This window comes from Kitasatospora herbaricolor, assembly GCF_030813695.1.
Lineage (GTDB): Bacteria > Actinomycetota > Actinomycetes > Streptomycetales > Streptomycetaceae > Kitasatospora > Kitasatospora herbaricolor.
In genome coordinates, this window is sequence record NZ_JAUSVA010000002.1 from 2,657,013 (window position 1) to 2,683,003 (window position 25,991).

Sequence of the window (25,991 nt, forward strand, 5' to 3'; positions counted from 1 at the left end):
GCCCGGGGCAGGTCGCGGGCGAGGTCCGCCTGCAGCGGCCGGGGAGGGCTCAGAGCCGGACCACCTCGGTCACCGGCATCGCGTTGACGCTCTCGTAGCGGACCCGGGCGCCGGGGTAGGGGGCGTGCACGACGACGCCACCGCCGGCGTACATCCCGACGTGGTGCCTGTCCCCGTAGAAGATCACCAGGTCTCCCGGTCGTGCGTCGGCCAGGGCGACCCGCTGTCCCGCGCGTGCCTGGCCCTGCGAGGTCCGCGGCAGGCTCACGCCGGCCTGCCGCCAGCTCCAGTACATCAGACCCGAACAGTCGAACGCGCCGGGCCCGCTCGCCCCGAACACGTACGGCGAGCCGATCCGGGTGACGGCGGCGGCCAGCGCGGCGGCGGCCCGGTCGGAGGCGGGCGGGGCGGTGCCGAGGTCGAGCCGGTCGGTACCGCGGGTGGCACGCTGCTCGGCGTCCCGGGCGTCCTGGGCGGCCAGCCGGGCCCGGCCGGTCACGCCGAGGCTGTTCAGCAGCCGCTGGGCCTTGGTCAGGCGCTGCTGGATCTGCTCCTTGCTGTCCGCCAGGGCGTGCCGGGCCTCCTCCAGTTCGGCGAGCTTGGCGGTGGCCTCGCTACGGCGCTGGTCCAGCCGTCGCTGGCGCTCGGCCACCTCGCGCAGGGTCTCGCTCTGCCGCTCGGCGACCTGGTCCAGGCTGCGGGCCCGGGACAGGTAGCCCTCGGGGTCGGAGGCGAGCATCAGCTGGGCGGTCGGGGCGATCCCGCCGGCCCGGTACTGGGCCCCGGCGACGGTGGCGAGCTCGCCGTGCAGCCGGTTGAGCTCGTCCTGGCCGACCGCCACCTGCTGCTGGAGGGCGCCGGTCTCGCCCTGCAGCCGGCGCTGGTGCTCCAGGGCCGCGTTGTACTTCTCGGAGGCCTGCTCGGCCTCGTCGTAGATCTGGTCGACCTGGGCCTTGACGTCCGTGCGGTCCGGCGGGCCGTCAGGCGCGCCGGGAGCGGCGAAGGCGCTGCCGCCGGCCGCCACACCCAGCGCGGTGCCGGCGGCGGCGGTGAGCACCAGCGCGCGGACGAGCGTGTGCACACCTGGCAGTGGGTGACGGCGGTGCATCGCCATGCGGCGCGGCTCCATTCCTGCGGCCGGGCCACCGCCGCCGCCCGGAGTGGGCGACCGTCCGAGCGGAGGTCCGGGGGCAGACGTTAGCGAGTCCTCGCGGCCGAGTCCAAACCCCTCCCAACCCGAATATTTGACCCCCAATCGGACATCAGCTCGGGCGGCCGGAACGCCGCAGGCCCGGCCCCCGGACGAACCGGGGGCCGGGCCTGCGGAAGGAGCCGGCGAAGCTGCGGCGCGGGCCGCGTCAGATCCGGACGATGGCCGAGATCGGCATCACGGTCGCGGACTCGTAGCGGACGTTCGCACCCGTGTGCGGGGCGTGGATGATCTGGCCGCCGCCCACGTAGAGGCCCACGTGGGACATGCCGCCGTAGTAGATGATGAGGTCGCCGGGCTGCGCGTCGGCGATGTTGGTGCCGATCCGCTTGCCGGCCGAGGCCTGCGCCTGCGAGGTGCGCGGCAGCGACACGTTGGCCTGGGCGTAGGCCCAGCCGGTGAAGCCCGAGCAGTCGAAGGAGTTCGGGCCGGTGGCGCCGTAGACGTACGGGGCACCGAGCTTGCTCTCCGCCGCGGCGATGGCGGCGGCGGCCCGGCCGCTGGCCGGGACGTTCGAGGGCGCCGGGGTGGCGGCCGCGGTGGAGCCGCTGCTGAGCGGGCTGCGGGCGGTGTCGCGGGAGGCGCGATCGGTCTGCGCCTTGGCGGCGTCCGCCTTCGCCTTGGCGTCCGCGGCGGCCTTGGCCTCGGCGGCCTTCAGCGCCTCACGCTCCTGCTCGGTCAGCGTGTTGAGCAGCTGCTGCGCCTTGGCGAGCTTGCCCTGGACCTCGTCCTTGCTGGCCTTGAGCTGCTGGGTGGTGGTGTCCAGCTCGGCGAGCTTGCTCTGCGCCTCGGACTTGTCCTGGTCCAGCTTGCGCTGCTGGGCCTGGAGCTCCTTGAGGGCGTTGCTCTGCGAATCGCCGGCCTGGTTGACGGAACCGGCCTGGCTGAGGAAGTTGTCCGGGCTGGTGGAGAGCATCAGCTGGACGGTCGGCGAGATGCCGCCGTTGCGGTACTGCTCCGCCGCGATCTCGGCGAGGCCGCCCTGAAGGTCGGTCACCTGGGCCTGCTGGCGCGCCACCCGGTCCTGGATCTCGCCGACCTGCTTCTGCAGTTCCTGCTGCTTGGCCTGCGCACCGTTGTAGGCCTCGGTGGCGACCTCGGCCTGCTCGTTGAGCTGGTCGACCTGCTCCTTGACCTGGTCCTTGGTCTGCACCGGGTCGGCGTGGGCGCCGGCCTGGGCGGACAGGGCCACGGCGGCGGCGGCAGCAGCGGTCATGATCGATACGCGGGCACGACCGGCGGGCTTGGGACGACGATGGGACGCCACGAAGGCGGGCTCCTTCTTCCTACGTCCGCCTACCGGGTGAGCTGACGGGTTCGGGCTGGAAGAGATGCCCTACGACGCCTCACCGGCCCGGCGTCTCACGACGACCGGCCGACCTGGCGCCGATTCACCCCGAGGAACGTGGTTCCCCGGCTCCGTTCCACAGCGTCCCCGTAGGGACTTCCCCGTCGGGCAGTTGACTGCCCGTGCTGCTTCTCGGACTCGGCGGTAACCCCCGCCGCCACCCAGGCTGGGTGATCGACTGTGCGGTGGTTCGAGGCACGACCCTAGTAACGAAACCGTGATCCGTTCAAATCGTTGTAGGAAAAAAGTTGGAACTCCACCCAAGTTCGATTGTGATTGTGACCAGATGTGATCGTCCGTCCACCCTGGGCTGATGGTTTTTCATCATGTGGTCGCCAGAGGCCCTCGGGGGGCGTGTCCCAGATCACAGGAGGATTTCGGGGCGCCCGGGCATGTCGGAGATGGCGAACAATCAACAAATGTCCGAAATGGGCCCGTTGTCGCTACCCCGGCAGGTTCTCACCCGCCCCCGGGTTCCCTCCGGCACCGCCCGCCCCGGCGGTCCGACGCTCGCCGCGCCCGGACGCGTCAGGCGCACCCCGCTCCCGGGGTCCGGGCCGGCCGGCCCGGACGGCGAGGGGGCCGGGCGCGAACCGCGCCCGGCCCGCGCCTCGCGGTGCGTCAGACCCGGCGGATCGTGTTGATCGGCATGGCGTCGGCCTTCATCACCTTGACCACGTCGCCGGTGTGCGGCGCGTGCACCACCAGCCCGTTGCCGATGTACATCCCGACGTGGTGGCGGTCCGAGCCGTAGACGACCAGGTCGCCCGGCTGGGCCTCGGCCAGCGAGGGCACCCGCACGCCGACGTTGCCCTGGGACTGCGAGGTGCGCGGCAGCGAGACACCGGCCTGGCCGTACGCCCACACCATCAGGCCCGAGCAGTCGAAGGTGCTCGGCCCGGTGGCGCCCCAGACGTAGGGGGCGCCCTGCTTGCTCATCGCCTTGGCCACGGCGACACCGGCGTAGCCGGCGGCCTGCGGCAGAGTGCCGAGGTCGACGCGGACGGAGTCGCGCGAGGCGCGGCCGTCGCCCTGGACCACCGAGGCGCGGTCGGCGGCGCTGAGCGTGTTCAGCAGCGCCTGCGCCTCCTTCAGCTTCTGGTTGACGTCCGCCTTGGCCTGGTTCAGGTCCTTGGTGGTCTCGTCCAGCGAGGACAGGATGGCCGCGGCCTCAATCTTCTGCTGGTCGAGGCGGCGCTGCTGGTCCTGCAGGCCCTTGAGCGCCTCGGCCTGGCTGGAGGTCGCCTGCTGGACGCTGGTCGCCTGCTGGAGGTAGCCGGACGGGTCCGAGGCGAGCATCAGCTGGACGGACGGGTCGATGCCGCCGGTGCGGTACTGCTCGCCCGCCACCTCGGCCAGGCCCGCCTGAAGGTGGGTCATCTGGTCCTGGCCCCGGGCCACCTGGTCCTGGAGCTGGTCGGCCTGCTTGCGGAGCTGGTCGGCCCGCTCCTTGGCGCCGTTGTAGCGCTCGGCGGCCTGTTCCTGCTCCTCGTTGAGCTTGTCGATCTGCGCCTTCACGTCCTCCTTCTTGGAGGGCGTGGTGGGCGCGGCGTGCGCGCTCATCTGGGCGGACAGGGCGACCGCGGTCGCGGCGGCAGCGGTGAGCACGGTCACCCGCGCGCGGCTCGGCTGCTTCGGACGGCGGTGGGAGGCCAAGGACCGGCTCCTTCTTCCTGCGGGCTCACCCGAACGAGTGAGTATCCGGAAAATAGGTTTGACGCCAGACCCTAGTGAAGATCAGCGCATTCCGCCACTCCCGCCGGGCCACCAACGTGGAGCCTCGGCCGGAAATTCACCTGATCCACACACTCCCGCCGTCCAGGCCCTGACCAGCTGTCAAGGCAGGCCGACCCACACCCGGCGCGCGGGCCGGCCCGCGCGCCGCCCGGAGCCCTCCGCGCTGCCCCGGTCGCGCCTGCCGCACTGATCGCGGACAGCGCGGGAGGGCGGCAGGCGGCAGGCGGCAGGCGGCAAGCGGCAAGCGGCAGGGCAGCAGGGCAGCAGGGCAGCAGGCCGGCCGGCTCAGGCCCGGCCCAGCCGGTTGAGCAGCAGGACCGACGCCACGGGGCGCGCGCCGGCGTTGCGCACGCCGTCCGCGACCTCCTTGTCGGTGGAGACCACCACCACCGGCCGCCCCTGCGGCTCGGCCCGCACCAGCCGGCGGATCAGCTCGTCCGCCGTCTCCCCCGTCCGGCTGAAGCGCACCCGGACCCCGCGCGGCGGCGCCATGATCACCGGGACGTCGAGGTCCTGGCCGTCGAAGACGCAGGTGACCTCCGCCTGGGTGCGCTGGGCGAGCATCGCCAGCCCCCCGAGCAGCCGGATCCGCTGCTGCTCCAGCGGCAACGAGGGATAGCCGGTCTTGGTGACGTTGTAGCCGTCCACCACCAGATGGACCTGCGGGATCGCCAGCAGCTGGTCCAGCAGCGCCGGATCGTCCTCGGCGAGCGCCCGGCGGGCCACGTCGTGCGGCGAGGCGGAGGCCGGCTCCACCGCCTCCACCAGGTCGGCCGGATGGATCCGGGCGACCGGCAGCGCCAGCTCCCGCTGCAACCCCTGCGCCGACTGCAGGACGGTGTCGAGCAGCAGCCGCAGCCGCATGTCCTCCACACTGCGCCCCTCGCGGGCCGAGCGCCGGCCGTGCTCGACCGCCGTCTCCAGCTCGGAGATCCGGTGCTTCAGCCGCCGGGCCTCGCCGTCGGCGGCGCTGCGCTCGGCGGTCGACGCGGCGCGCAGCGCCTCCAGCTCGGCGGCCAGCTTGCGGGTCTCGGCCTGCGCCCGCCGGGTGTCGCTCTCCAGCGAGCGCACCTTCTTGCGCAGCGACTCCGCCTCCTTGCGCACGCTCTCCGACTCGGCGCGCTGGCGCTCCAGGTCGTTGCGGGCGGCGGCCCGCAGCTCGGCCAGCTCCGCCTGCAGCTTCTCGGCCAGCCGGGCCGACTCGGCGGCCGCGCCCTCGGCGCCGGCCCGCTCGGCGAGCTCCCCGGCCTGCTCGACCAGCCGGGCCCAGCCGTGCGGGCGCAGCAGGTAGGCGGCGGTGGCGACGTCCATCGGGTCGGCGGCGCCGGGCACGGTGCCGGCCTCCAGCGCCTTCACCAGGTCGGGCTGGCCCAGCCGCAACCGGTCCGCTATCCGCACCCGGAACGCGGGCTCCGACTCCAGCGCGGCGGCCAGCGCGGTGGCCGCGTACTTGGCCCGCCGGGCCGGCGTGAACTTGGCGTACTGGCGCAGCGAGAGCGGCAGTTCGGCGACCGGCAGGCCGCCCAGGGCGTCGGCCGCGATCCCGACCACCCGGCGGCGGACGCCCTCGGGCAGCGGGCGGTCGAGCTGCTCGCCCGTCCGCTCGTCGGCGTCGCCCTCGCCGGCGGGCGTTCCGTCCTCGGCCCGCCCGGCACCGGCGTCCGGGGCGCTGTCCCCGTCCGTGGTCTCAGCACCGGCCGGGACGGCCTCGACCGCGTCCGGGGGCCGGGCGTCCACAGCGGGCTGCTGCCCCTGCGGTCCGGCGGGCTCCCTCGCTGCGTCCACCACGTCCTCGGCTCCGATCCTGTTCTGCGGAGTGCTCACGGCCGGCTGCCGCTGCCCTGAAACTCACCGCTCTCTGCAATTGTCCCTGTACGGTGCCCCACCCCGCGCCACGCCACACTCCCGCGGCTGAGGGGTGCACGGCCCGCCGGGGCCCGGGTGCGGGGCCCGGGGCCGGCGGTGGGCGGGGCGGCGGCGGGCCCGGGGCCGGGTGACCGGCCCCGGCCTCCCGGTCAGGCCTGGTCGGCTGCCTCGGCCTCGGCGCCCGGACGGTCCACCAGCTCGACCTGGTCCACCGCGTTGCACCAGCGGCAGCGCACCGACTCGACGGTCTCGGCCAGCACCTCGGTCTCCTCGACCTTGGAGTCGCCCGCCAGGTCGAAGTGCAGGTACTCGACCACCTTCGCGGTGCGGGTCACGTCGAAGCGGGTCAGGTTGCCGCACAGCGTGCAGCGCCAGCGGGTCTCAGCGGTCAGGGCGGGGACGGTCATCGGGGGGTCCTCTCGGCGGTTCCCTGGTCTGGGCGGGAGGCGCTCCCCCCGGGGCCCGGCGTCGGCGGCGGGAGGCGGGGAATGCCCGCCCCAAGCCTATTGCCTGGGCCGTCTTCGCCCGCCACCGGTCCGGAGCGGCCCCGGTCACCCACTCGCAGTACAGCGCGGTGTCACCGCCGCGCCCGCGAGGAATGCTCCCCGGCATGGCGATCCCGGTCCTCGACCACACCGGCGCGCGGGACGGGCGTGCGGCCGTCCCCGCGCCGGTGGTCACCTACGCCCTGATCGCCCTCAACACCCTGGTGTTCCTGCTCGGCCCGGCGGCGGGCCTCAACCCGGTCTACGGCACCGGGCAGGCCCGGGTCTGCGCCGAGCAGCGCTTCGAACAGCGCTGGGGGGCGGTGCCGGCCGAGCTGCTGGAGCACCGCCCGCTGGCGGCCGGGCGGATCGTCCAGCCGCCGGGCTGCGAGGTGGGGCCAACCCCGGGCAAGTCACCGGCGCTGTCGGTGCTCAGCTCGCTGTTCCTGCACGCCGGCTGGCTGCACCTGCTCGGCAACATGCTCTTCCTCTACGTCTTCGGTGCCGGCGTGGAGGAGCGCCTCGGGCGGGTCCGCTTCCTGGTCTTCTACCTGGCGGTGGGCACCCTCGCCACCTACGGCTACGCGCTGGCTCAGGCGCACTCGGCGGGCTCGGACCGGGTCCTGATCGGTGCCTCGGGGGCGATCGCGGCGGTGCTCGGCGGCTACCTGCGGCTGTACCCGAAGGCCCGGGTGACCACGCTGGTGCCGCTCCTGCTCTTCCTGCCGCTGCGCTTCCCCGCCTGGCTGGTGCTGGGCCTCTGGTTCGCGCTGCAGTGGTGGTCGGTGCGGTCCACCGGCCTGGACGGCGGCGGGCAGCCGCCGGGCCCGGGCAGCGTGGCGTACCTGGTGCACGTGATCGGCTTCAGCGCCGGCTTCCTCCTCACCTGGGCCGCCCGTGCGCACGCGCCCCGGCGCCCCGGCCCGCACCGGGCCGGCTGAGCCGACGGCCGCCGGGCCCGGGGCGGTGCCCGCCGGCCCGCGCGGGCGGACTGACGCCGGGCGGGGCGGCGGCTACGCTGGCCGCACCCCACAAAGGAGCAGCAGAGTGATCACCGCCATCGTCCTGATCAAGACCAGCGTCGACCGCATCCCGGAGATCGCCGAGGCGATCACGGCCATCGAGGGTGTCAGCGAGGTCTACTCGGTGACCGGCGGCTACGACCTGGTGGCGATGGTCCGGGTCCGCCGGCACGACGACCTGGCCGACGTGATCCCGGGTCAGCTCAACAAGGTGCCGGGCGTGGAGCACACCGAGACCCAGATCGCCTTCCGCACCTACTCCCAGCACGACCTCGAAGCCGCCTTCGCCCTCGGCCTGGGCGAGTAGCGGGGAGACGCGGCGCTGCCGGGAGCGGCCGGGCTCCCCGGCCGCTCCCGGCAGCGGTCCCGGGCTCAGCCCGCCCGGCGGGTGTCGGCGACGCAACGGCCGCCCTCGCTGCGGTAGCTCCAGGCGGCGCCGTCGGTGACCAGCTCGCGGACGGCGGTCAGGAACCGGTCCAGGTGCTCGTCCGGGGTGCCGGCGCCGAAGCTGACCCGGATCGCGTTCAGGCTGCGCTCGCCGGGCAGCGAGGCCTCCGGCGCGCCGCACTCGGACGGCGGGGCCTCCTCGCCGCCGAGCAGGGTGCGGACCAGCGGGTGGGCGCAGAACAGGCCGTCGCGCACACCGATGCCGTACTCGGCGGAGAGCGCCGCCGAGAAGTGCGAGCTGTTCCAGCCCTGGACGACGAAGGAGACCACGCCCACCCGGGCGACGTCGGTGAGCAGCGGGGTGTCCCCGAACAGGCTGAGCACCTTGACCTCGGGGATCTCGGCCAGGCCGGCCTTGAGGCGGGCGATCAGCTGCTGCTCGCGGGCCTCCAGCGCGTCGAAGCCGGCCTCGCTCAGCGCCCGGCAGGCGGCGGCGATGGCGTAGGCGCCGATCACGTTCGGGGAGCCGGCCTCGTGGCGGGCCGGGCCGGAGTTCCACTCGACGGCGACCGAGCCGTCCACCTCGCGGGCCACGGTGCGGGTGGCGCCGCCACCGGCCAGGTACGGCTCGGCGGCGTCCAGCCAGTCACGACGGCCGGCCAGCACGCCCGAGCCGAACGGCGCGTACAGCTTGTGGCCGGAGAAGGCGACCCAGTCCACGTCCAGCTCGCGGACCGAGACCCGGTGGTGCGGGGCGAGCTGGGCGGCGTCCAGGACGACCCGGGCGCCGTGGCGGTGGGCGGTGCGGGTGAGTTCGGCGACCGGCCACAGCTCGCCGGTGACGTTGGAGGCGCCGGTGACGCAGAACAGCTTCGGGCCCTCGCCCGCGCCGGCCAGCGCCTCGTCCAGCGCGGCGACCGCCTCGGCGTGCGAGCGCGGGGCCCGCAGGTAGGAGACGGCGACCCCCTCGCGGCGCCAGGGCAGCAGCGAGGCGTGGTGCTCGGTCTCGAAGACGAAGACCCGGGTGCCGGCGGGCAGGGCGCCCGCCAGCAGGTTCAGCGAGTCGGTGGTGGCGCGGGTGAAGACCACCTGGTCGCCCTCGCGCAGGTCGAGGAACTCCCCGACGGTGCGGCGGCTCTGCTCGAACAGGTCGGTGGACAGCTGCGAGAGGTAGCCGGCGCCGCGGTGCACGCTGCCGTAGTAGGGGGCGTAGGCGGCGACGTCGTCCCAGACCCGCTGGAGCGCTGGGGAGCTGGCGGCGTAGTCCAGGGCGGCGTAGGCGACCTTCTCGCCGTTGACCAGCGGGACCTGGACGTCGTGGCCGAGGACGGCGAGCGGGGCGCAGAGATCGGTGGTCACAGACATGGGAGTGCACTCCTCTGAGGTCAGGACCCCGGGAGTGCGAGTACGCCGGTGGTCCGCGCTTGCCACGCGGACGGACTGCCGCGTGACCCGGTCCTCACCCAGGGCACCCCGCCACGGACGGAGGGTTGCCGGACAGCAAGCTGGGGCTTGTCGCTGTCACTCATGACCTGGCGAAAACATTAGGTGGCGCCCGCCTGATGGTCAAACAGGAGTCCGGCATGTGGACGGGCGGCGGCCTCCGGCCGGCACGGCGAAGGCCCGCGGAGCGTCGCTCCGCGGGCCTCGGACGCCTCGGCGCCGGCGGTCAGCGCCGGCTGCTGGCCTCGGCCCAGTGCTTCAGCAGGGCCTGCGCCGCGCCCGAGTCGACGGCCTCGGCGGCCCGCGCCATCCCGGCCGCCAGCTGCTCGGCCAGCGGTGCCCCGGTCAGGTCGAGCGCCACCAGGGCGGCCGCGGTGTTCAGCAGCACGGCGTCCCGGACGGGCCCGCGCTCCCCCGCCAGCAGCCGGCGCGCGACGTCCGCGTTGTAGGCGGCGTCCGCCCCGCGCAGCGCCTCGATGCCGACCGGCTCGATGCCGACCTCGCGCGGGTCGAAGGAGGTCTCGGTGACCACACCGCCCTGCACGATCCAGACCCGGGAGGTGGTGGAGATGGTCAGCTCGTCCAGGCCGTCGTCGCCGCGGAACACCAGCGCGGTCGAGCCGCGGCGGGCCAGTACGCCGGCGATCAGCCCGGCCAGCCGGGTGTCGAAGCAGCCGACCGCGTGGGCGGTCACCCGGGCCGGGTTGGTGAGCGGGCCGAGGATGTTGAAGGCCGTCGGTACGCCGAGCTCGGCCCGGGCGGTCGCGGCGTGCCGCATCGCCGGGTGGAACTTCGCCGCGAAACAGAAGGTCAGGCCGACCTCCTCGGCGATGTCGGCCACCCGCGCGGCCCTCAGGTCGAGGCTGATGCCGAGCTTCTCCAGCACGTCCGAGGAGCCGCTCGCCGAGGAGGCGGCGCGGTTGCCGTGCTTGACCACCTTGGCACCTGCGGCGGCCGCGACGATCGCCGACATGGTGGAGATGTTGACGGTCTTGGCGCGGTCGCCGCCGGTGCCCACGATGTCGACGGCCGGGCCGGGGATGTGCAGCGGCTCGGCGTGCGCGTACATCGCGTCGACCAGGCCGGTGATCTCGTCGACCGTCTCGCCCTTGGCCCGCAGCGCCACCATGAAGCCGGCCACCTGCGCGGGGCTGGCCTCGCCGCTCATGATCTGGTCCATCGCCCAGGCGGTGTCGTCCTGGGTGAGGTCCTCGCCCCTCAGCAGTGCGGACAGGAGATCCGGCCAGACGCGGACCACCTGCACGGGGTCGTTGCCGCCGTTCGCAGGGTGCGCGTTCACCATGGCTGACTCCAGCTCTCGTCAGTGTCGCCGGAAGGGCTCCGGGAACCAGGAGGCCAGCCTATCCAGCGGCGCGGCAGGGCAGCCCACGCCCGCGCCCCTCTTCTCTAGTACTGAGACAGCGGTGCCGCAGCGGCAGTACCCACGGACGTGCCGCAGGAGCGGCGCCGGGCCGTCGCCCGCGGCGGGAGCGCCGGGCCGGGCCGGCGGGGGCGGACGCCAGGGCGCCCGGCGCCCCCGTACGGCGGCGGGCGCCGACCGTACGGGGGCGCCGGGCGCGGGGCGCACCGGGCCCGGTCCGTCAGTGGGTGGCCGGGGTCCGGCCCGCGATCCGGTTGCGGAGCAGGGTGGCGGCGGCCTCGGCCAGCGCCACCGGGTCCACCGGGTGGGAGATGGCGGCGTCCGCCCGGCTCCAGGCGGCCAGCCAGGAGTCCTGCGGCCGGCCGATCAGCACCAGCACCGGCGGGCAGCCGTAGATCTCGTCCTTGAGCTGGCGGCCCAGGCCCAGCCCGCCGGCCGGGACGGCCTCGCCGTCCAGGACGCAGAGGTCCACGCCGCCCTTCTCCAGGGCGCGGAGCACGGCGGGCGTGGTCGCGCATTCCAGGTAGTCGAGTTCGGGAAGGTCCGCGGCCGGGCGCCGGCCGAGGGCCGTCCGCACCTGCTCGCGGGTGTTGCGGTCATCGCTGTAGACGAGGACGGTGAGCGTCTCGTCGGTCGTGTGCGCCATGGGGCCCTGCTCCCTCAGATGTGATCCGGACCACGTCCACCTGCTCCGGATGCTACTCCCGATCACCCGCCGTGGAGCCCCTCCCGCGCGATCCGGCCCGCAGTGATCGGCGGGCGGACCGGACGGCGCCGGTTCCAAGGCGCCGCGCTGAACCGTCACCCGCCCGGGGGCACCGCGTCACCCTGACGCACGAAGACCACCCGTACGGCGGACCCGCTAGCCGACCCGGTGGGCCGCGGGGCCCCCGACACGCAGGGCAAAGGAGTGCTCGGGGCCCTCCGGAGGGCGCCGGGGGGCCCGAACAACCGTCAGAAAACGGACATAGCCGCGCCGACCGCCCCGCCGGACCCGCTCTCGGACCTCAACGGGGCATATCGCACGCACCGGACACTCCGAGGGAGACCCCCCGGCGTGAAGACGGAATAAGGGACCGACATAATGTCCGTCGTGGCGACAGCAACAGCAGTAGAAACCGGGCACGCGCACGGATCGGTCAACCGGCCGAACATGGTCAGCGTCGGAACGATCGTCTGGCTGAGTTCCGAGTTGATGTTCTTCGCGGCCCTCTTCGCGATGTACTTCACTCTCCGCTCCGTGAAGGGGGCGGAGTTCTGGAGCGAGAAGGCGCACGCGCTCAACGTGCCCTTCTCCTCCGTCAACACCACGATCCTGGTGCTCTCCTCGCTGACCTGCCAGCTCGGCGTCTTCGCCGCCGAGCGCGGTGACGTGAAGAAGCTCCGCTCGTGGTTCGTCATCACCTTCGTGATGGGCGCGATCTTCATCGGCGGCCAGATCTTCGAGTACACCGAGCTGGTCAAGAAGGACGGCCTGTCGCTGTCCTCCGACCCGTACGGCACGGTGTTCTACCTGACCACCGGCTTCCACGGTATGCACGTGACGGGCGGTCTGATCGCCTTCCTGCTGGTCCTGGGGCGCACGTACGCTGCCAAGCGCTTCACGCACGAGCAGGCCACGGCCGCCATCGTGGTGTCGTACTACTGGCACTTCGTCGACGTCGTGTGGATCGGCCTGTTCGCGACCATCTACCTGATCAAGTAACCAGCTGATCAGGTCGCTGGCCGCCGGCCGCGGGGCGCCCTCACCGAAGACGACCCTGCTGCCGGTGAACGACGCACCCACCGACCGACCGCGCGCGCAGCCCTAGACAGGCAGCCTGCCGTTCCGGCCAGACCGGCCGCCGGGCGCACCCACCAGTCGACCAGATCCTGACACCGGGGTTATTCCGTGAAAAAGCTCTCCGCACGACGGCGCCACCCACTGGCGGCGCTGGTCGTCCTACTTCTCGCCCTGGCGGCCACCGGGGGGCTGTACGCCGCGTTCGCGCCCGCCGAGAAGGCGCAGGCCGACACCGCCGCGCAGTCGCTCGCGATCGACGAGGGCAAGAAGCTCTTCGCGGTCGGCTGCTCCTCCTGCCACGGCCTCAACGGCGAGGGCAGCAGTGACGGTCCGAGCCTGGTCGGCGTCGGCTCCGCCGCGGTCGACTTCCAGGTCGCCACGGGCCGCATGCCGGCCCAGCAGCCCGGCGCCCAGGTGCCGAAGAAGAAGAACATCTACACCCAGCACGAGATCGACCAGCTCGCGGCGTTCGTCGCGTCGCTCGGCCCGGGCCCGGTGGCGCCGACCGAGAAGCAGTACACCTCGACCAACCCGGACGACGTGGCCGCGGGCGGCGAGCTGTTCCGCACCAACTGCGCCCAGTGCCACAACTTCGCCGGCCAGGGTGGTGCCCTCACCCAGGGCAAGTACGCCCCCTCGCTGGAGGGCGTGGAGGCCAAGCACATCTACGAGGCCATGCAGACCGGCCCGCAGAACATGCCCTCGTTCCCGGACACGACCATGCCCGAGGAGCAGAAGCGCCAGATCGTGGCGTTCGTCCGCAACCTCAACGAGGAGCCCAACCCCGGCGGTCTGACCCTGGGCAGCCTCGGTCCGGTGACCGAGGGTCTCTTCGGTTGGATCTTCGGTCTCGGCGTTCTCATCGCGGTCGCGATCTGGGTCGCCGCCCACACCACCAAGGCCCGGAAGTCATGAGCCACGACATGTCAGAAGACAAGCTCCCGGAGTCGCACGGCTCCGCAGGGCAGCACGAGGTCGCCTCGCACGGTGACCCGTTCGCCGACCCGGGCCTCCCGGCCCACGAACCGCGTCGCACCGACATCGACGAGCGGGCGGCCAAGCGCGCCGAGCGCCAGGTCTCGCTGATGTTCGTCGTGTCGATGCTCGCCACGGTGGGCTTCATCGCCTCCTACGTGGCGATCGACGCGGACAAGATCGTCTACATCTTCCCGCTGGGCCACGTCAGCGCGCTGAACTTCGCGCTCGGCCTGACCCTCGGGGTGGCGCTGTTCTGCATCGGCGCGGGCGCGGTCCACTGGGCCCGCACGCTGATGTCGGACCACGAGCTCCCGGCGGAGCGGCACCCGATCGAGGCTGACGACGAGGTCCGCGCGGACGTCATCGAGCAGTTCAAGACCGGCGCCGCCGAGTCCGGCTTCGGCCGCCGCAAGATGATCCGCAACACCCTGATCGGCTCGATGGCGCTCGTCCCGCTGTCGGGCGTGGTGCTGCTGCGCGACCTGGGCCCGCTGCCCGAGAAGAAGCTGCAGCACACCGGCTGGGACCTGGCCACGCCGGAGCACCCGCTCCCGCTGGTCAACATGAACACCAACAAGCCGATGAAGGCCGAGGACATCGTCGTCGGCTCGCTGACCTTCGCCAAGCCCGAGGGCCTGGAGGAGGACGACGAGACCTTCCAGCAGCAGATCGCCAAGGACGCGCTGATGCTCGTCCGGATCGCCCCGGAGAACATCAAGGACAAGGACTCCGCGGAGCTCGGCTTCGAGGGCATCCTGGCCTACTCCAAGATCTGCACGCACGTCGGCTGCCCGATCAGCCTCTACGAGCAGCAGACGCACCACGCGCTGTGCCCCTGCCACCAGTCGACCTTCGACCTGGCGGACGGCGCCCGCGTGATCTTCGGCCCGGCCGGTCACCCGCTGCCGCAGCTGAAGATCACCACCAACGAAGAGGGCTTCCTGGTCGCCACCGGCGACTTCGCGGAGCCCGTCGGCCCGAGTTTCTGGGAGCGCTCATGAGTGCCGCGAACAGCGCCACCAGTGGCGCGTCCAAGCCGGCCAGCACCCGCGAAAAGCCCGCCAACAAGGCCGAGGCCGTAGCGGACTGGGCGGACGGCCGGCTGGGGATCTACTCCCTCGCCAAGGCCAACCTGCGCAAGATCTTCCCGGACCACTGGTCCTTCATGCTCGGTGAGATCTGCCTCTACACCTTCATCATCATCATCCTGACGGGCGTCTACCTGACGCTCTTCTTCAACCCCAGCATGGGCGAGGTCGTCTACCACGGCTCCTACGCCCCGCTGAACGGCATCAGGATGTCGGAGGCCTACGCCTCCACGATGGACATCAGCTTCGATGTCCGCGGCGGTCTGCTGATCCGCCAGATCCACCACTGGGCCGCGATCGTGTTCGTCGCCGCGATGCTCGTGCACATGATGCGCGTGTTCTTCACCGGCGCGTTCCGCAAGCCCCGTGAGGTCAACTGGATCTTCGGGTTCCTGCTGCTCTTCCTGGGCATGTTCGACGGCTTCATGGGCTACTCCCTGCCGGACGACCTGCTCTCCGGTACGGGTATCCGCTTCATGGAGGGCGCGATCCTCGCCGTCCCGCTGGTGGGCACCTACCTCCAGTTCTTCCTGTTCGGCGGGGAGTTCCCGGGCACGGACATCATTCCGCGCTTCTTCACCATCCACATCCTGCTCATCCCGGGTGTGATGGTGGGCCTGCTGGTGGCGCACCTGATCCTGGTCTTCTACCACAAGCACACCCAGTGGGCCGGGCCGGGCAAGACCGAGAAGAACGTCGTCGGCATGCCGCTGATGCCGGTCTACATGGCCAAGGCCGGTGGCTTCTTCTTCCTGGTCTTCGGCATCATCTCGGCGATGGCCGCGATCGCGACCGTCAACCCGATCTGGGCGTACGGCCCGTACCGCCCCGACCAGGTGTCGACCGACGCCCAGCCGGACTGGTACATGGGCTTCTCCGAGGGCCTGATCCGCATCATGCCGGGCTGGGAGATCCGCGCCTGGGGCCACACCCTGAACATGGGTGTGTTCGTGCCGCTGATGATCTTCCCGCTGGTGCTGGCCGTCATCGCGGTCTACCCGTTCATCGAGTCCTGGGTCAGCGGTGACAAGCGCGAGCACCACATCCTGGACCGCCCGCGCAACGCCCCGGTCCGCACCGGCCTCGGCGCGGCCTGGATCAGCCTGTACCTGGTGCTGCTGATCGGTGGTGGCAACGACCTCATCGCGACCCACCTGCACCTGTCGATCAACGACATCACGTACTTCGTCCGGGTCGGCTTCTTCGTCATCCCGGTGATCACCTTCGTGATCACCAAGCGCTGGTGCCTCGGCCTCCAGCGCCGTGACCGGGACAAGGTGCTGCACGGCCGCGAGACCGGTGTCATCAAGCGCCTGCCGCACGGCGAGTTCGTCGAGGTGCACGCGCAGCTGCCGCAGGACAAGCTGCACAAGCTCACCGCGCACGACCAGCCGCTGCCGATGGAGCTGCCGGCCGAGGTGGACGAGAACGGTGTCGCCGCCAAGACCGGCATCCTCACCAAGACCCGTGCCAAGCTCTCCCACGGCTTCTACGGCGAGGGCAGCCAGATCGCCAAGCCGACCGCCGAGGAGCACCACGAGATCACCAGCGGCCACGGCCACCACTGATCCCGTACGCACCCCGCGTCACCCCCGAGGGCCGCTGACCAGACTTCCCTGGTCGGCGGCCCTCGGGCTTTTCCGCACCGTCCCCGCCGTCCGTCAGGAGCCCTCGTGCAGCTGTCCGTCGACCCCGAAGCCGCCACTCCCCCGTACGAGCAGATCCGGTCCCAGATCGCCGGGCAGGCCCGCAGCGGCGAGCTGCCCACCGGCCTCAAGCTGCCCACCGTACGGGCGCTGGCCGAGCAGCTCGGGCTGGCCGCCAACACCGTGGCCCGCGCCTACCGGGAGCTGGAGGCCGAGGGCGTGGTCGAGACGCACGGCCGGCGCGGCACGCTGATCGCCGCCACCGGCGACACCGCCCACCGCCTCACGGCCGCCGCCGCCACCGAGTACGCGGAGCGGGCCCGGCGCCTCGGCGTCCCCCGGGCGGACGCCGAGGCCGCGGTCGCTACGGCCCTGCGGATGGCCTACGAGGCCTCCTGACCGCCCGGCGGGCGGCCGCCTCCCCCGCGCGCTCCCCGCCCGGGGCCGGACGGGGCACCGGGGAGGCCGCCCACCCCGCCTGTCACAGCTGCGGGAGGATCACCGCGGCCGCCTGGCCCTGGCCCACCGGGCCGTCGGTGCTGACCGGCTTCCCCGTGGCGCTGTGCTTGACCCAGTCGTCCCAGGTGAGGTTCCAGTCGCCGAACCCGTTGCCGAAGGGCTCCATGCCGGCGCCCTGGCTGTTGACCACCTGGACGAGGTCGCCGACCCGGGTCTGCTCGTAGAACCACTTGGCGTTCTCGGTGCTCATCCCGGTACAGCCGTGGCTGACGTTGTCGACGCCCTGGGAGGCCACCGACCAGGGCGCGGCGTGCACGTACTCGCCGCTCCAGGTGACCCGGGTGGCCCACTCGACCTGGAGGTCGTAGGACTCCGAGCTGCCGGCCGCGATCCCGATCGACTCCCCGCTCATCCGCACCGAGCGCTCCTGGCCGAGCACCACCTTGATGCCGTTGCGGGTGGAGAAGCCGGGCTTGCCGGTGGTGACCGGGATGGTGCGCACCGGCTGGCCGTTGCGGGTGAGGGTCAGCTCGTGGGTGGCGGCGTCCACCACGCTCTCGACCCGGTCGCCGGTCTTCAGGGCCAGCGTGGCCGGCGGCCCGCCGTACAGGCCGTCGGAGATCCGGACGCCCTCGCCGTCGAAGCTCAGCGCCACCGTGGCGTTGGCCGGCCAGTAGTCCTTCGGCCGGAAGTGCAGGTTCTGGTCGTCGACCCAGTACCAGGCACCGATGACGGCGGGCTGGGAGACCACCCGCAGCGCGCTCTCGACCTCCTGGCGGGCGGCCGGGTCCTTGACCGCCTCGGAGAGCTTCACGGTGAGCGGCTGGCCCACCCCGTAGACGCCGCTGCCCGAGGAGTCCGGGCCGAGTTCGGCGGTGAGCAGCCGCTGCGCCGCGACGGTGCTGAAGGTGGAGCTGGTCTCGCCCCGGCCGCCCTTGCCGTCGTCGGCGGCGATCCTGACGGTGTAGCTGGTGGCGGCCTTCAGATGGCCGGTGCTCTGCCAGCTGCGCTGGTCCTCGGAGAGCTTCCCGGCGACCAGGTGCCCGTCCGGCCCGCTGAGCGTGACGTCGGTGAGCCGGGTGCCGGGCTCGGCGGTCACGGTGAGGGGCTGGGAGGGGTCGAGGCCACCGGCGGCCGAGGTGTGCACCAGCGGCGCCGCGTCCACCGTCCGGGAGGGCTCGGTGGCCTGCTCCGGGCCGCCCGAGGAGCAGGCGGCCAGCGGGGTTATGCAGATGAGTGCGAGGGAGATGCTGCTGCGTATGCCTGAGGTTCCGCGCCTGCCGGTCATGCCCGCCTCCGAGGGGTCGCACGATTGTTCAGATCGTAGGAACACCACGCGGATAGCGACATCCGGAGGACCTCGCGCTGAGCCGGAGGAGTGAGGCCGCCACCCGGGGGACGCAGCAGGGCCGGGCGCCCCTTGCGGGGAGCCCGGCCCTGTGGATGAGCGGGAGGAACCTACTGGTTCTGGTCCTCGCCCCGGTAGAACTCGAAGACCCAGCCGTACAGGCCGATCAGGATGATCGGGATCGACCAGTACAGCAGCCACCAACCGAAGATCACGCCGCAGAAGGCGAGCGCGCCGCCGATCGCGAGCGCGAGCGGCTGCCAGCTGTGCGGGGCGAAGAAGCCCAGCTCGCCGGCGTCGTCCGCGACCTCCGCCTCGGGGTTGTCACCCGCGCCGCTGTCCACCCGGCGGGCGGTGAAGGCGAGGTAGTACCCGATCATGGCGCAGAGGCCGAAGGCCAGGACCAGCGCGGTGGTACCGGCCGCCTCGAAGCCGAGGTCGCTCTTCGAGGTCCAGATGCCGTACGTGATGGCCATCGCGAGGATGAAGACCGCGAAGCCCCCGAAGATCTTGCCCTGTTCCTTCATCAGGCGTCGCCGTCCTTCTTGCCCTTGCCCAGCTGCGGGTTGTCGTACTTGGCCGGGGTCACGCCGGCGAAGTGCTTGGCCGGCTCACCGTGCGCCTCCAGGTAGTCCAGCGCGGCGATCTCCGGGTGGTGCAGGTCGAACGCCGGGGATTCCGAGCGGATGCGCGGGAGGGTGAGGAAGTTGTGCCGCGGCGGCGGGCAGGAGGTCGCCCACTCCAGCGAGCGGCCGTAGCCCCACGGGTCGTCGACCTCGATCTTCTCGCCGTACTTGGCGGTCTTCCAGACGTTGTAGAGGAACGGCAGGATCGACAGGCCGAGCAGGAAGGAGCCGATGGTGGAGACGGTGTTCAGGGTGGTGAAGCCGTCCGAGACCAGGTAGTCGGCGTAGCGGCGGGGCATGCCCTCGGCGCCGAGCCAGTGCTGGACCAGGAAGGTCGCGTGGAAGCCGATGAACAGCGTCCAGAAGGTGATCTTCCCGAGGCGCTCGTCGAGCATCTTGCCGGTCATCTTCGGCCACCAGAAGTGGAAGCCGGCGAACATCGCGAAGACGACGGTGCCGAAGACCACGTAGTGGAAGTGGGCGACGACGAAGTACGAGTCCGAGACGTGGAAGTCGATCGGCGGGGAGGCCAGCAGGACACCGGTGAGGCCGCCGAAGAGGAAGGTGACCAGGAAGCCGATCGTCCAGAGCATCGGGGTCTCGAAGCTCAGCGAGCCCTTCCACATGGTGCCGACCCAGTTGAAGAACTTCACCCCGGTCGGGACCGCGATCAGGAAGGTCATGAAGGAGAAGAACGGCAGCAGCACCTGCCCGGTGACGTACATGTGGTGCGCCCACACCGTCACGGACAGACCGGCGATCGCGATGGTGGCCGCGATCAGGCCGGAGTAGCCGAACATCGGCTTGCGGCTGAAGACCGGGATGATCTCCGACACGATGCCGAAGAACGGCAGCGCGATGATGTAGACCTCGGGGTGGCCGAAGAACCAGAACAGGTGCTGCCAGAGCAGCGCCCCGCCGTTGGCCGGGTCGAAGACGTGAGCCCCGAACTTTCGATCCGCCTCCAGCGCGAAGAGCGCGGCGGCGAGGACCGGGAAGGCCAGCAGGACGAGCACCGCGGTCAGCAGGACGTTCCAGACGAAGATCGACATCCGGAACATCGTCATGCCGGGCGCGCGCATGCAGATGATCGTGGTGATGAAGTTGACGGCGCCGAGGATGGTGCCGAAGCCGGAGAAGGCCAGACCCATGATCCACATGTCGGCGCCGATGCCCGGCGAGCGGACGGCGTCGGACAGCGGCGAGTACGCGAACCAGCCGAAGTCGGCCGCGCCCTGCGGGGTGACGAAGCCGGCCACCGCGATCGTCGAGCCGAACAGGTAGAGCCAGTAGGCGAACATGTTCAGTCGCGGGAACGCCACGTCGGGCGCGCCGATCTGCAGCGGCATGATCCAGTTCGCGAAGCCCGCGAAGAGCGGGGTCGCGAACATCAGCAGCATGATCGTGCCGTGCATCGTGAACGCCTGGTTGAACTGCTCGTTCGACAGGATCTGGGTCCCGGGACGAGCCAGCTCGGCGCGCATGACCAGCGCGAGGATGCCACCGATCAGGAAGAAGGCGAAGGACGTCCCCAGGTAGAGGGTGCCGATCGTCTTGTGGTCGGTGGTGGTCAGCCACTTGATGATGGTGGAACCCGGCTTGCGGGTGCGCTGGCCCCCGCCGACCGTGACGGCCCCGGCGCCCCCGCCGGCCGCGGCGGGCTCGTTGAGGATGGTCACTATTCTTCACTTCCCATGGTCGTGATGCCGGAGGGCACCGCGCCGGTCTGGCCCTTGGCCCGCAGGTCCGCCAGGTGCGCGTCGTAGTCCGCGCGGGACACGACCTTCACGTTGAAGAGCATCCGCGAGTGGTCGACGCCGCAGAGCTCGGCGCACTTGCCCTTGTACTCGCCGATCTGGGTCGGCGTGACCTCGAACTTGTTCACCACGCCCGGCACGACGTCCATCTTCATCAGGAAGTTGACGGGCCAGAAGTCGTGGATGACGTCCCGCGAGGTGAGGACGAACTTGACCGACTCGTTGACCGGCAGGTACAGCGTCGGCGGCTCGGCGGGCGTGCCCACCTCGTACGCCGCCGTGGTGCTGGTCGGGTCGGGCTTCTCGGTGTTCTCGTAGTTGAACGCCCAGCTCCACTGGAAGCCCACCACGTTGACCGTGTGCGCGGGCTTCTCGGAGGTGGAGGTCAGCCGCGTCTCGTCGCGGGCGACGAAGTAGAAGAGCACCGACACGATGACGATGGGGACCGCGGTGTAGAGCGCCTCGATGGGCACGTTGTACCGGGTCTGCGGAGGGATCTGGATACCGGTGCGGCTGCGCCGGTGGAAGATCACGCTCCAGATGATCAGACCCCACATCAGTGCGCCCACTGCCAGCGCCGCGATCCACGAGCCCTGCCACATGTGGAGGACCAGGGGCCCTTCCACCGTGACGGGCTTCGGGAGGCCAAGCCTGGGGAGGTCATTGGCCGAGCAGCCGGTAGCGGTCGCGATGACGAGGCCCAGTGCCAGCGCCTGAGGCAGCTTCCGCCGCATCGTGCGCCGCGGCGAGCGGTCGGAGCCGTTGGGACTCACGTAGCGCCTTCCCGAAGTCTCGCCCGCCTTCGCGTCGCTCCGAAGAGGGTGGTGACCCTCCCCGGCGACCCGACCACGGGCACGGTTTGAATGCTTATGCGGGCCAAACCCTACTCCAGCCTTATGCGCTGCTGACGGGCAGGTCCCGGTAACGCGCCGCCCGGTCGCCCGATCAGGCCCGGCCGGGGCGGATTCCCAGGTCACAGCAGACTTTCGAGGGTCGTACGCCCGATCGGGGGACACGCCCCCGGGAGGTGGGTGACGACCCGTCGGGTGCGGACGAATCGGACAAACCGGGTGATCGACTGACGGGCGGTGAGACGCCGGGTCGGGACCGGGTCTGTAGTTGAATGATCCCGTGTACTTCGACGTGGCCTCCACCGCCCCGCTTCACCCGGTCGCCCGGCAGGCGTTGACCGCCGCGCTGGACGAGGGCTGGGCCGACCCCGCCCGGCTCTACCGCTCGGGCCGGCAGGCCCGGATGCTGCTCGACGCCGCGCGCGGGACGGTCGCCGAGGTCCTGGGGGTGCGGGCCGACGAGGTGTCGTTCACCGCCAGCGGCACCCAGGCCCTGCACCTGGGGATGCTCGGGGCGCTGGCCGGAAACCGTCGCCGCGGCGCCCACCTGGTGCACTCCGCCGTGGAGCACTCCGCGGTGCTGCACACCGCCGAGCGGTGGGAGCGCACGCCGGCCGGGAGCGGGACGGGCCGGGTCACCGTCGTCCCGGTGGACCGGCTCGGGCGCGCCGCCCCGGCGGACTTCGCCGCCGCCCTGCGGCCGGACACCGCGCTGGCCGTCCTGCAGTCCGCCAACCACGAGGTGGGGACCGTCCAGCCGGTCGCCGAGGTGGCCGGGGTCTGCGGCGACGTACCGCTGCTGGTGGACGCCGCGCAGAGCGCCGGGCGGACGGCCGTCCCGCCCGGCTGGTCCCTGCTGACCGCCAGCGCCCACAAGTGGGGCGGGCCGGCCGGCGTCGGGGTGCTCGTCGTCCGCAAGGGCGTCAGGTACGCCTCGCCGCTGCCCGCCGACGAGCGCGAGGGCGGCCGGGTGCCCGGCTACGTGAACGTGCCGGCGATCGTGGCGGCGGCCGCCTCGCTGCGCGCCGTCCGGGCCGAGGCCGAGCGGGAGAACGCCCGGCTGCACGGGCTGGTCGAACGGATCAGGACGCGGGTCCCGCAGCTGGTGCCCGAGGTGGAGGTGGTCGGCGACCCGGTCGGGCGGCTGCCGCACCTGGTCACCTTCTCCTGCCTGTACGTGGACGGCGAGGTGCTGCTGGCCGAGCTGGACCGGGCCGGCTTCGCGGTCTCCTCCGGCTCCTCCTGCACCTCCTCCACCCTGACCCCGAGCCACGTGCTGGCCGCGATGGGGGTGCTGACCGAGGGCAACGTCCGGGTCTCGCTGCCCTTCGACGCCGCCGGGGCGGAGGTCGAGCGGTTCCTCGCGGTGCTGCCGGGGATCGTCGCCGGGGTCCGGGCCCCGCTCGGACTGGACCTGCCCGCCCCGGCGGGGAGCGCCCCCGTGCCGCTCCGCGGCCCGGCGCCGGACGCCGGGGAGCCGGACGGCGGAGCGGCGGGGGGCGAAGGAGCGGACGGCGAGGTGGCGGACGGCGGGGCGCCGGTGCTCGACGCCCCGGTGCTGGTCGCGCTGGTGCTCGACGCGCTGGGCAAGCGGTGCCCGCTGCCGGTGATCGAGCTGGCCAGGCGGATCGGCGAGGTGCCGGCCGGCGGGACGGTCGCGGTGCTGGCCGACGACGAGGCGGCCCGGCTGGACATCCCGGCCTGGTGCGGGATGCGCGGGCAGGAGTACCTGGGCGAGGCCCCGGCCGCCGGCTACGGCGGCGACCGGGGTGTGGCCTACCTGGTCCGCCGCACCGCCTGACCCGGCCGAGCCGGACCGGTCAGGGCCGGGCCCACGACCGGGGCGGCGGGGCACAGGCGGTGCGGGCGGGACTACTTGACCAGGTGCGCCCGGATGTCGGCCGCCGCCTCGGCGCCGTACGCGTTCTCGAAGCGCTGCAGGAACGCGGAAGGGCGCAGCTCGTACTCCTGGGTGCCGACGGTCTCGATCACCAGGGTGGCGAGCATGCAGCCGAGCTGGGCCGAGCGCTCCAGATCGAGCTGCCAGGACAGGCCCGCCAGGAAGCCGGCCCGGAACGCGTCGCCGACACCGGTCGGGTCGGTCTTGCGCTCCTCGGGGGCGCAGCCGACCGTGATGGGCGCCTCGCCCTTGCGGTCGATCCGCACGCCCTTGCTGCCGAGGGTGGTGACCCGGGTGCCGACCCGGGTGAGGATCTCGTCGGCGTCCCAGCCGGTCTTGCTCTCGATGAGCGCGGCCTCGTACTCGTTGGTGAAGAGGTACGCGGCGCCGTCCACGATCTCGCGGATGTCGTCGCCCTCCAGGCGGGCCAGCTGCTGGGAGGGGTCGGCGGCGAAGGCGTAGCCCCGGGTGCGGCACTCCTGGGTGTGGCGGACCATCGCCTGCGGGTCGTCCGCGCCGATCAGCACGAGGTCCAGGGCACCGACCCGGTCGGCGATCGGCTTGAGCTCGATGTAGCGGGCCTCGGCCATCGCCCCGGTGTAGAAGGAGGCGATCTGGTTGTGGTCCTCGTCCGTGGTGCACATGAAGCGGGCGGTGTGCCGGGTCTCGGAGATGTGCACGGACTCGGTGTCCACGTTGTGGCGCTGCAGCCAGCTGCGGTACTCCGCGAAGTCCGCCCCGGTGGCGCCGACCAGGATCGGGCGCAGGCCCAGGACACCCATGCCGAACGAGATGTTCGCGGCGACCCCGCCCCGACGGATGTCGAGGGTGTCGATCAGGAAGGACAGCGACACCGTGTGCAGCTGCTCGGCGACCAGCTGGTCGGCGAACCGGCCGGGGAAGGTCATCAGGTGGTCGGTGGCGATCGAGCCGGCGACGGCGATACGCACGGGGTCTCCTCAGAGTGGCGGCAGGGCCAGGGGCAGCGGACGAACCTCCCCACGGTACCCGCCCGGGGCACCCGGGCCGTAGACGCCGGCGGCCCGGCACGAACGGGTACTACCTCCGGGTAGCACTGGTCCCCGCCCGGCGGGCGTCCTAGGGTCGCAGCAGAGGGGCCCGTCAGCGGCCCCCGTCCACGTCCGTGGCACCGTCGCCACGGCACGGTGATCGGAGCGATGACCCGATGAATTCCAGTCAGCACCCCTTGCGCGTCTCCCCCGCCCTGCGGGGTGACACCGACCTGGACACCCTGGACGCGCTGGTGAGTTCGTCCCGTCGGCTGGGCCGCTTCTGGCCGCCGTCCGCCGTCGGCGAGGAGGCGGTGGTGACGGCCGGACCGGGCTTCGCGGTGTCGTCCGGGGCGCAGCGGCTGGTCGCCGCGATGGCCGAGTACGGGGTGTAGGCCCCCGCCCGCTGGGCGGCGCCGCCTCCCCCGCGGCACCCGGTGGAACCGGACTCCTCCGGGGCACGTCAAACCGGCGCGGTGCCGCCGGGGAGGCGGCGCCGCCCAGCCCTCGGGAGGAAGTCCAGTGAACGATCTGCAGACGAAGGCCCGGCCGGGGCGGAACCCCGGCTCCGCCCGCCTCGCCGGACGACGGGCGGCGGCCCTGGTCGGCGTGGCCCTGGCGTTCGCGGCGGTGGCCGGCTGCGGGGGTGGCGGCCCGGCCGCCTCAGACACCGCGGCGACGGCCTCGCCCTCCGTCACGGCGCCCTCGGACCCTTCGGCCGCCGGATCGGGGCCGGGGATCGCGCCCGGGGAGCCCGCGCCCACCCCGTCGGCGCCGGATCCGCGGCCGACCGGCCCCTCCGCGAGCCCCTCCGCCGCACCGACCCCGGGCACCCGCCCGACGCCCGGTGCCGGCCCGGACGGTCCCGCGCCGTCCGGCCCGGGGATCGCTCCCGGGGAGCCCGCGCCCGTCCCCGGAGCCCGGCAGACCATCGGGTACCAGCTGAGCGGGAACCGGCTGACCGTGCTCTTCTACGGCGGCATCTGCGAGACGTACGGGCTGAAGGCGGACGAGTCCCAGCCCGGCCGGGTGACCGTCCGGATCGTGGTGGCCGCCCCGATGCCCGCGGGCACGGCCTGCGCCGCGGTGGCCAAGCGGCAGGCGGTGACGGCGGACCTCAAGGGCCCGCTGATGGGCCGCGCCGTGGTGGACGGCTCCACCGGTGCCGAGGTGCCGCTGGAGGCCGAGGTCGCGGGCGGGCCGCCGGTGCCGGCCGACAAGTAGGGGCGCCCGCCGCTGCCGCGACGGCGGCGGGCACGACGAAGGCGGCCCCGGGACAGGATCCCGGGGCCGCCTTCGTGGTGCTGCTAGCTGAACGAGTCGCCGCAGGCGCAGGAGCCGGTGGCGTTCGGGTTGTCGATCGTGAAGCCCTGCTTCTCGATCGTGTCCACGAAGTCCACCGTGGCGCCGCCGAGGTACGGGGCGCTCATGCGGTCGGTGACGACCTTGACGCCGTTGAAGTCCTTGAGAACGTCGCCGTCGAGCGAGCGCTCGTCGAAGAAGAGCTGGTAACGAAGGCCGGAGCAGCCACCGGGCTGGACGGCGACGCGAAGCGCCAGGTCCTCGCGGCCTTCCTGCTCCAGCAGGCCCTTGACCTTGGCCGCGGCGGCATCGGTAAGGAGCAGACCACTCTCGACGGTGGTCTCGTCCTGGACGGTCATCTGCT

Annotated in this window: 24 protein-coding genes and 2 riboswitches; of the genes, 10 read left to right on the forward strand and 14 right to left on the reverse strand. The window is 72.4% G+C overall.

What is annotated here, in order from left to right:
- Positions 1 to 49: 49 nt before the first annotated feature.
- The 5 genes from J2S46_RS11935 to J2S46_RS11955 form a co-directional block, all read right to left on the reverse strand.
- On the reverse strand, positions 50 to 1,114 hold the full coding sequence (locus J2S46_RS11935; protein ID WP_191291651.1) for a C40 family peptidase: 1,065 nt from the start codon (positions 1,112 to 1,114) through the stop codon (positions 50 to 52).
- 244 nt (positions 1,115 to 1,358) lie between these two features.
- A complete protein-coding gene (locus tag J2S46_RS11940) occupies positions 1,359 to 2,426 on the reverse strand; it encodes a C40 family peptidase (protein ID WP_307349762.1) in 1,068 nt (355 codons plus the stop codon).
- Positions 2,427 to 2,487: 61 nt separating this feature from the next.
- A riboswitch (cyclic di-AMP (ydaO/yuaA leader) is annotated at positions 2,488 to 2,652 on the reverse strand.
- 527 nt (positions 2,653 to 3,179) lie between these two features.
- The gene (locus J2S46_RS11945) at positions 3,180 to 4,214 is read right to left on the reverse strand and encodes a C40 family peptidase (protein ID WP_190213379.1); all 1,035 of its coding nucleotides are present in this window, start codon (positions 4,212 to 4,214) and stop codon (positions 3,180 to 3,182) included.
- Between the two features lie 366 nt (positions 4,215 to 4,580).
- The gene (locus J2S46_RS11950; protein ID WP_229912959.1) at positions 4,581 to 6,119 is read right to left on the reverse strand and encodes an NYN domain-containing protein; all 1,539 of its coding nucleotides are present in this window, start codon (positions 6,117 to 6,119) and stop codon (positions 4,581 to 4,583) included.
- 191 nt (positions 6,120 to 6,310) lie between these two features.
- On the reverse strand, positions 6,311 to 6,568 hold the full coding sequence (locus tag J2S46_RS11955; RefSeq protein ID WP_191291649.1) for a hypothetical protein: 258 nt from the start codon (positions 6,566 to 6,568) through the stop codon (positions 6,311 to 6,313).
- 203 nt (positions 6,569 to 6,771) lie between these two features.
- Here J2S46_RS11955 and J2S46_RS11960 point away from each other — a divergent pair, with 203 nt between their 5' ends.
- Both J2S46_RS11960 and J2S46_RS11965 read left to right on the forward strand, forming a co-directional pair.
- On the forward strand, positions 6,772 to 7,587 hold the full coding sequence (locus J2S46_RS11960; RefSeq protein ID WP_191291648.1) for a rhomboid family intramembrane serine protease: 816 nt from the start codon (positions 6,772 to 6,774) through the stop codon (positions 7,585 to 7,587).
- 106 nt (positions 7,588 to 7,693) lie between these two features.
- Positions 7,694 to 7,975 (forward strand): Lrp/AsnC family transcriptional regulator, encoded by a 282-nt coding sequence (locus J2S46_RS11965; RefSeq protein WP_073923284.1) that lies wholly within the window; start codon positions 7,694 to 7,696, stop codon positions 7,973 to 7,975.
- A 65-nt stretch (positions 7,976 to 8,040) separates the two neighbouring features.
- Here the strand turns inward: J2S46_RS11965 and J2S46_RS11970 are convergent, their stop codons facing one another.
- From J2S46_RS11970 to J2S46_RS11980, 3 genes are all read right to left on the reverse strand, one after another.
- Entirely contained in the window at positions 8,041 to 9,420 is a 1,380-nt protein-coding gene (locus tag J2S46_RS11970) for an aminotransferase class V-fold PLP-dependent enzyme (RefSeq protein WP_191291647.1), read from the reverse strand.
- Between the two features lie 50 nt (positions 9,421 to 9,470).
- A riboswitch (SAM riboswitch) is annotated at positions 9,471 to 9,588 on the reverse strand.
- 136 nt (positions 9,589 to 9,724) lie between these two features.
- Positions 9,725 to 10,801, reverse strand: a complete 1,077-nt coding sequence (trpD, locus tag J2S46_RS11975; RefSeq protein WP_191291646.1) for an anthranilate phosphoribosyltransferase — start codon at positions 10,799 to 10,801, stop codon at positions 9,725 to 9,727.
- 298 nt (positions 10,802 to 11,099) lie between these two features.
- Complete coding sequence (locus J2S46_RS11980; RefSeq protein ID WP_073923281.1) at positions 11,100 to 11,525, reverse strand: response regulator; 426 nt, start codon at positions 11,523 to 11,525, stop codon at positions 11,100 to 11,102.
- A 438-nt stretch (positions 11,526 to 11,963) separates the two neighbouring features.
- Here J2S46_RS11980 and ctaE point away from each other — a divergent pair, with 438 nt between their 5' ends.
- The 5 genes from ctaE to J2S46_RS12005 all read left to right on the forward strand — a co-directional run bounded on the left by ctaE (position 11,964) and on the right by J2S46_RS12005 (position 16,773).
- Positions 11,964 to 12,584 (forward strand): aa3-type cytochrome oxidase subunit III, encoded by a 621-nt coding sequence (gene ctaE / locus J2S46_RS11985; RefSeq protein ID WP_073923280.1) that lies wholly within the window; start codon positions 11,964 to 11,966, stop codon positions 12,582 to 12,584.
- A gap of 186 nt (positions 12,585 to 12,770) precedes the next feature.
- Positions 12,771 to 13,577: a cytochrome bc1 complex diheme cytochrome c subunit gene (gene qcrC / locus J2S46_RS11990; RefSeq protein ID WP_191291645.1), complete on the forward strand. Its 807-nt coding sequence runs from the start codon at positions 12,771 to 12,773 to the stop codon at positions 13,575 to 13,577.
- Positions 13,574 to 14,641: a cytochrome bc1 complex Rieske iron-sulfur subunit gene (gene qcrA, locus J2S46_RS11995; RefSeq protein ID WP_191291644.1), complete on the forward strand. Its 1,068-nt coding sequence runs from the start codon at positions 13,574 to 13,576 to the stop codon at positions 14,639 to 14,641. The genes qcrC and qcrA overlap by 4 nt, the downstream gene beginning before the upstream one ends.
- Complete coding sequence (gene qcrB / locus J2S46_RS12000; RefSeq protein ID WP_191291643.1) at positions 14,638 to 16,296, forward strand: cytochrome bc1 complex cytochrome b subunit; 1,659 nt, start codon at positions 14,638 to 14,640, stop codon at positions 16,294 to 16,296. Before qcrA ends, qcrB begins: the two co-directional genes overlap by 4 nt.
- 105 nt (positions 16,297 to 16,401) lie before the next feature.
- A complete protein-coding gene (locus tag J2S46_RS12005) occupies positions 16,402 to 16,773 on the forward strand; it encodes a GntR family transcriptional regulator (protein WP_191291642.1) in 372 nt (123 codons plus the stop codon).
- An 82-nt stretch (positions 16,774 to 16,855) separates the two neighbouring features.
- On the opposite strand, the gene J2S46_RS12010 is transcribed toward J2S46_RS12005, so the two are convergent.
- The 4 genes from J2S46_RS12010 to ctaC form a co-directional block, all read right to left on the reverse strand.
- The gene (locus J2S46_RS12010; protein WP_191291641.1) at positions 16,856 to 18,121 is read right to left on the reverse strand and encodes a L,D-transpeptidase; all 1,266 of its coding nucleotides are present in this window, start codon (positions 18,119 to 18,121) and stop codon (positions 16,856 to 16,858) included.
- A 170-nt stretch (positions 18,122 to 18,291) separates the two neighbouring features.
- The gene (locus J2S46_RS12015) at positions 18,292 to 18,708 is read right to left on the reverse strand and encodes a cytochrome c oxidase subunit 4 (RefSeq protein ID WP_191291640.1); all 417 of its coding nucleotides are present in this window, start codon (positions 18,706 to 18,708) and stop codon (positions 18,292 to 18,294) included.
- Complete coding sequence (gene ctaD, locus J2S46_RS12020) at positions 18,708 to 20,486, reverse strand: aa3-type cytochrome oxidase subunit I (RefSeq protein WP_370882184.1); 1,779 nt, start codon at positions 20,484 to 20,486, stop codon at positions 18,708 to 18,710. Before ctaD ends, J2S46_RS12015 begins: the two co-directional genes overlap by 1 nt.
- Complete coding sequence (ctaC, locus tag J2S46_RS12025) at positions 20,486 to 21,337, reverse strand: aa3-type cytochrome oxidase subunit II (protein WP_191293665.1); 852 nt, start codon at positions 21,335 to 21,337, stop codon at positions 20,486 to 20,488. The genes ctaD and ctaC overlap by 1 nt, the downstream gene beginning before the upstream one ends.
- A gap of 358 nt (positions 21,338 to 21,695) precedes the next feature.
- On the opposite strand from ctaC, the gene J2S46_RS12030 reads away from it, so the two are divergent.
- Positions 21,696 to 23,216 (forward strand): cysteine desulfurase/sulfurtransferase TusA family protein, encoded by a 1,521-nt coding sequence (locus J2S46_RS12030; protein WP_191293666.1) that lies wholly within the window; start codon positions 21,696 to 21,698, stop codon positions 23,214 to 23,216.
- Positions 23,217 to 23,287: 71 nt separating this feature from the next.
- On the opposite strand, the gene J2S46_RS12035 is transcribed toward J2S46_RS12030, so the two are convergent.
- On the reverse strand, positions 23,288 to 24,265 hold the full coding sequence (locus J2S46_RS12035; RefSeq protein WP_190215834.1) for a carbohydrate kinase family protein: 978 nt from the start codon (positions 24,263 to 24,265) through the stop codon (positions 23,288 to 23,290).
- Between the two features lie 236 nt (positions 24,266 to 24,501).
- On the opposite strand from J2S46_RS12035, the gene J2S46_RS12040 reads away from it, so the two are divergent.
- Both J2S46_RS12040 and J2S46_RS12045 read left to right on the forward strand, forming a co-directional pair.
- Positions 24,502 to 24,720, forward strand: coding sequence for a hypothetical protein (locus J2S46_RS12040; protein WP_191293667.1), 219 nt, complete (start codon positions 24,502 to 24,504; stop codon positions 24,718 to 24,720).
- A gap of 127 nt (positions 24,721 to 24,847) precedes the next feature.
- Positions 24,848 to 25,549 carry a hypothetical protein gene (locus tag J2S46_RS12045; RefSeq protein WP_191293668.1) on the forward strand — a complete coding sequence of 234 codons (702 nt, stop codon included), beginning with the start codon at positions 24,848 to 24,850 and terminating at the stop codon, positions 25,547 to 25,549.
- A gap of 83 nt (positions 25,550 to 25,632) precedes the next feature.
- Here the strand turns inward: J2S46_RS12045 and erpA are convergent, their stop codons facing one another.
- Entirely contained in the window at positions 25,633 to 25,986 is a 354-nt protein-coding gene (gene erpA / locus J2S46_RS12050; protein ID WP_073923267.1) for an iron-sulfur cluster insertion protein ErpA, read from the reverse strand.
- Positions 25,987 to 25,991: the final 5 nt, after the last annotated feature.

What these genes read in the sequence shown, in the direction of transcription:
- J2S46_RS11935 (WP_191291651.1), bottom strand. Translation starts at nt 1,114, where the DNA reads ATGGCGATGCACCGCCGTCACCCACTGCCAGGTGTGCACACGCTCGTC.
- J2S46_RS11940 (WP_307349762.1), bottom strand. Translation starts at nt 2,426, where the DNA reads ATGACCGCTGCTGCCGCCGCCGCCGTGGCCCTGTCCGCCCAGGCCGGC.
- J2S46_RS11955 (WP_191291649.1), bottom strand. Translation starts at nt 6,568, where the DNA reads ATGACCGTCCCCGCCCTGACCGCTGAGACCCGCTGGCGCTGCACGCTG.
- J2S46_RS11960 (WP_191291648.1), top strand. Translation starts at nt 6,772, where the DNA reads ATGGCGATCCCGGTCCTCGACCACACCGGCGCGCGGGACGGGCGTGCG.
- J2S46_RS11970 (WP_191291647.1), bottom strand. Translation starts at nt 9,420, where the DNA reads ATGTCTGTGACCACCGATCTCTGCGCCCCGCTCGCCGTCCTCGGCCAC.
- trpD (WP_191291646.1), bottom strand. Translation starts at nt 10,801, where the DNA reads ATGGTGAACGCGCACCCTGCGAACGGCGGCAACGACCCCGTGCAGGTG.
- J2S46_RS11980 (WP_073923281.1), bottom strand. Translation starts at nt 11,525, where the DNA reads ATGGCGCACACGACCGACGAGACGCTCACCGTCCTCGTCTACAGCGAT.
- ctaE (WP_073923280.1), top strand. Translation starts at nt 11,964, where the DNA reads ATGTCCGTCGTGGCGACAGCAACAGCAGTAGAAACCGGGCACGCGCAC.
- qcrA (WP_191291644.1), top strand. Translation starts at nt 13,574, where the DNA reads ATGAGCCACGACATGTCAGAAGACAAGCTCCCGGAGTCGCACGGCTCC.
- qcrB (WP_191291643.1), top strand. Translation starts at nt 14,638, where the DNA reads ATGAGTGCCGCGAACAGCGCCACCAGTGGCGCGTCCAAGCCGGCCAGC.
- J2S46_RS12010 (WP_191291641.1), bottom strand. Translation starts at nt 18,121, where the DNA reads ATGACCGGCAGGCGCGGAACCTCAGGCATACGCAGCAGCATCTCCCTC.
- J2S46_RS12015 (WP_191291640.1), bottom strand. Translation starts at nt 18,708, where the DNA reads ATGAAGGAACAGGGCAAGATCTTCGGGGGCTTCGCGGTCTTCATCCTC.
- J2S46_RS12040 (WP_191293667.1), top strand. Translation starts at nt 24,502, where the DNA reads ATGAATTCCAGTCAGCACCCCTTGCGCGTCTCCCCCGCCCTGCGGGGT.
- erpA (WP_073923267.1), bottom strand. Translation starts at nt 25,986, where the DNA reads ATGACCGTCCAGGACGAGACCACCGTCGAGAGTGGTCTGCTCCTTACC.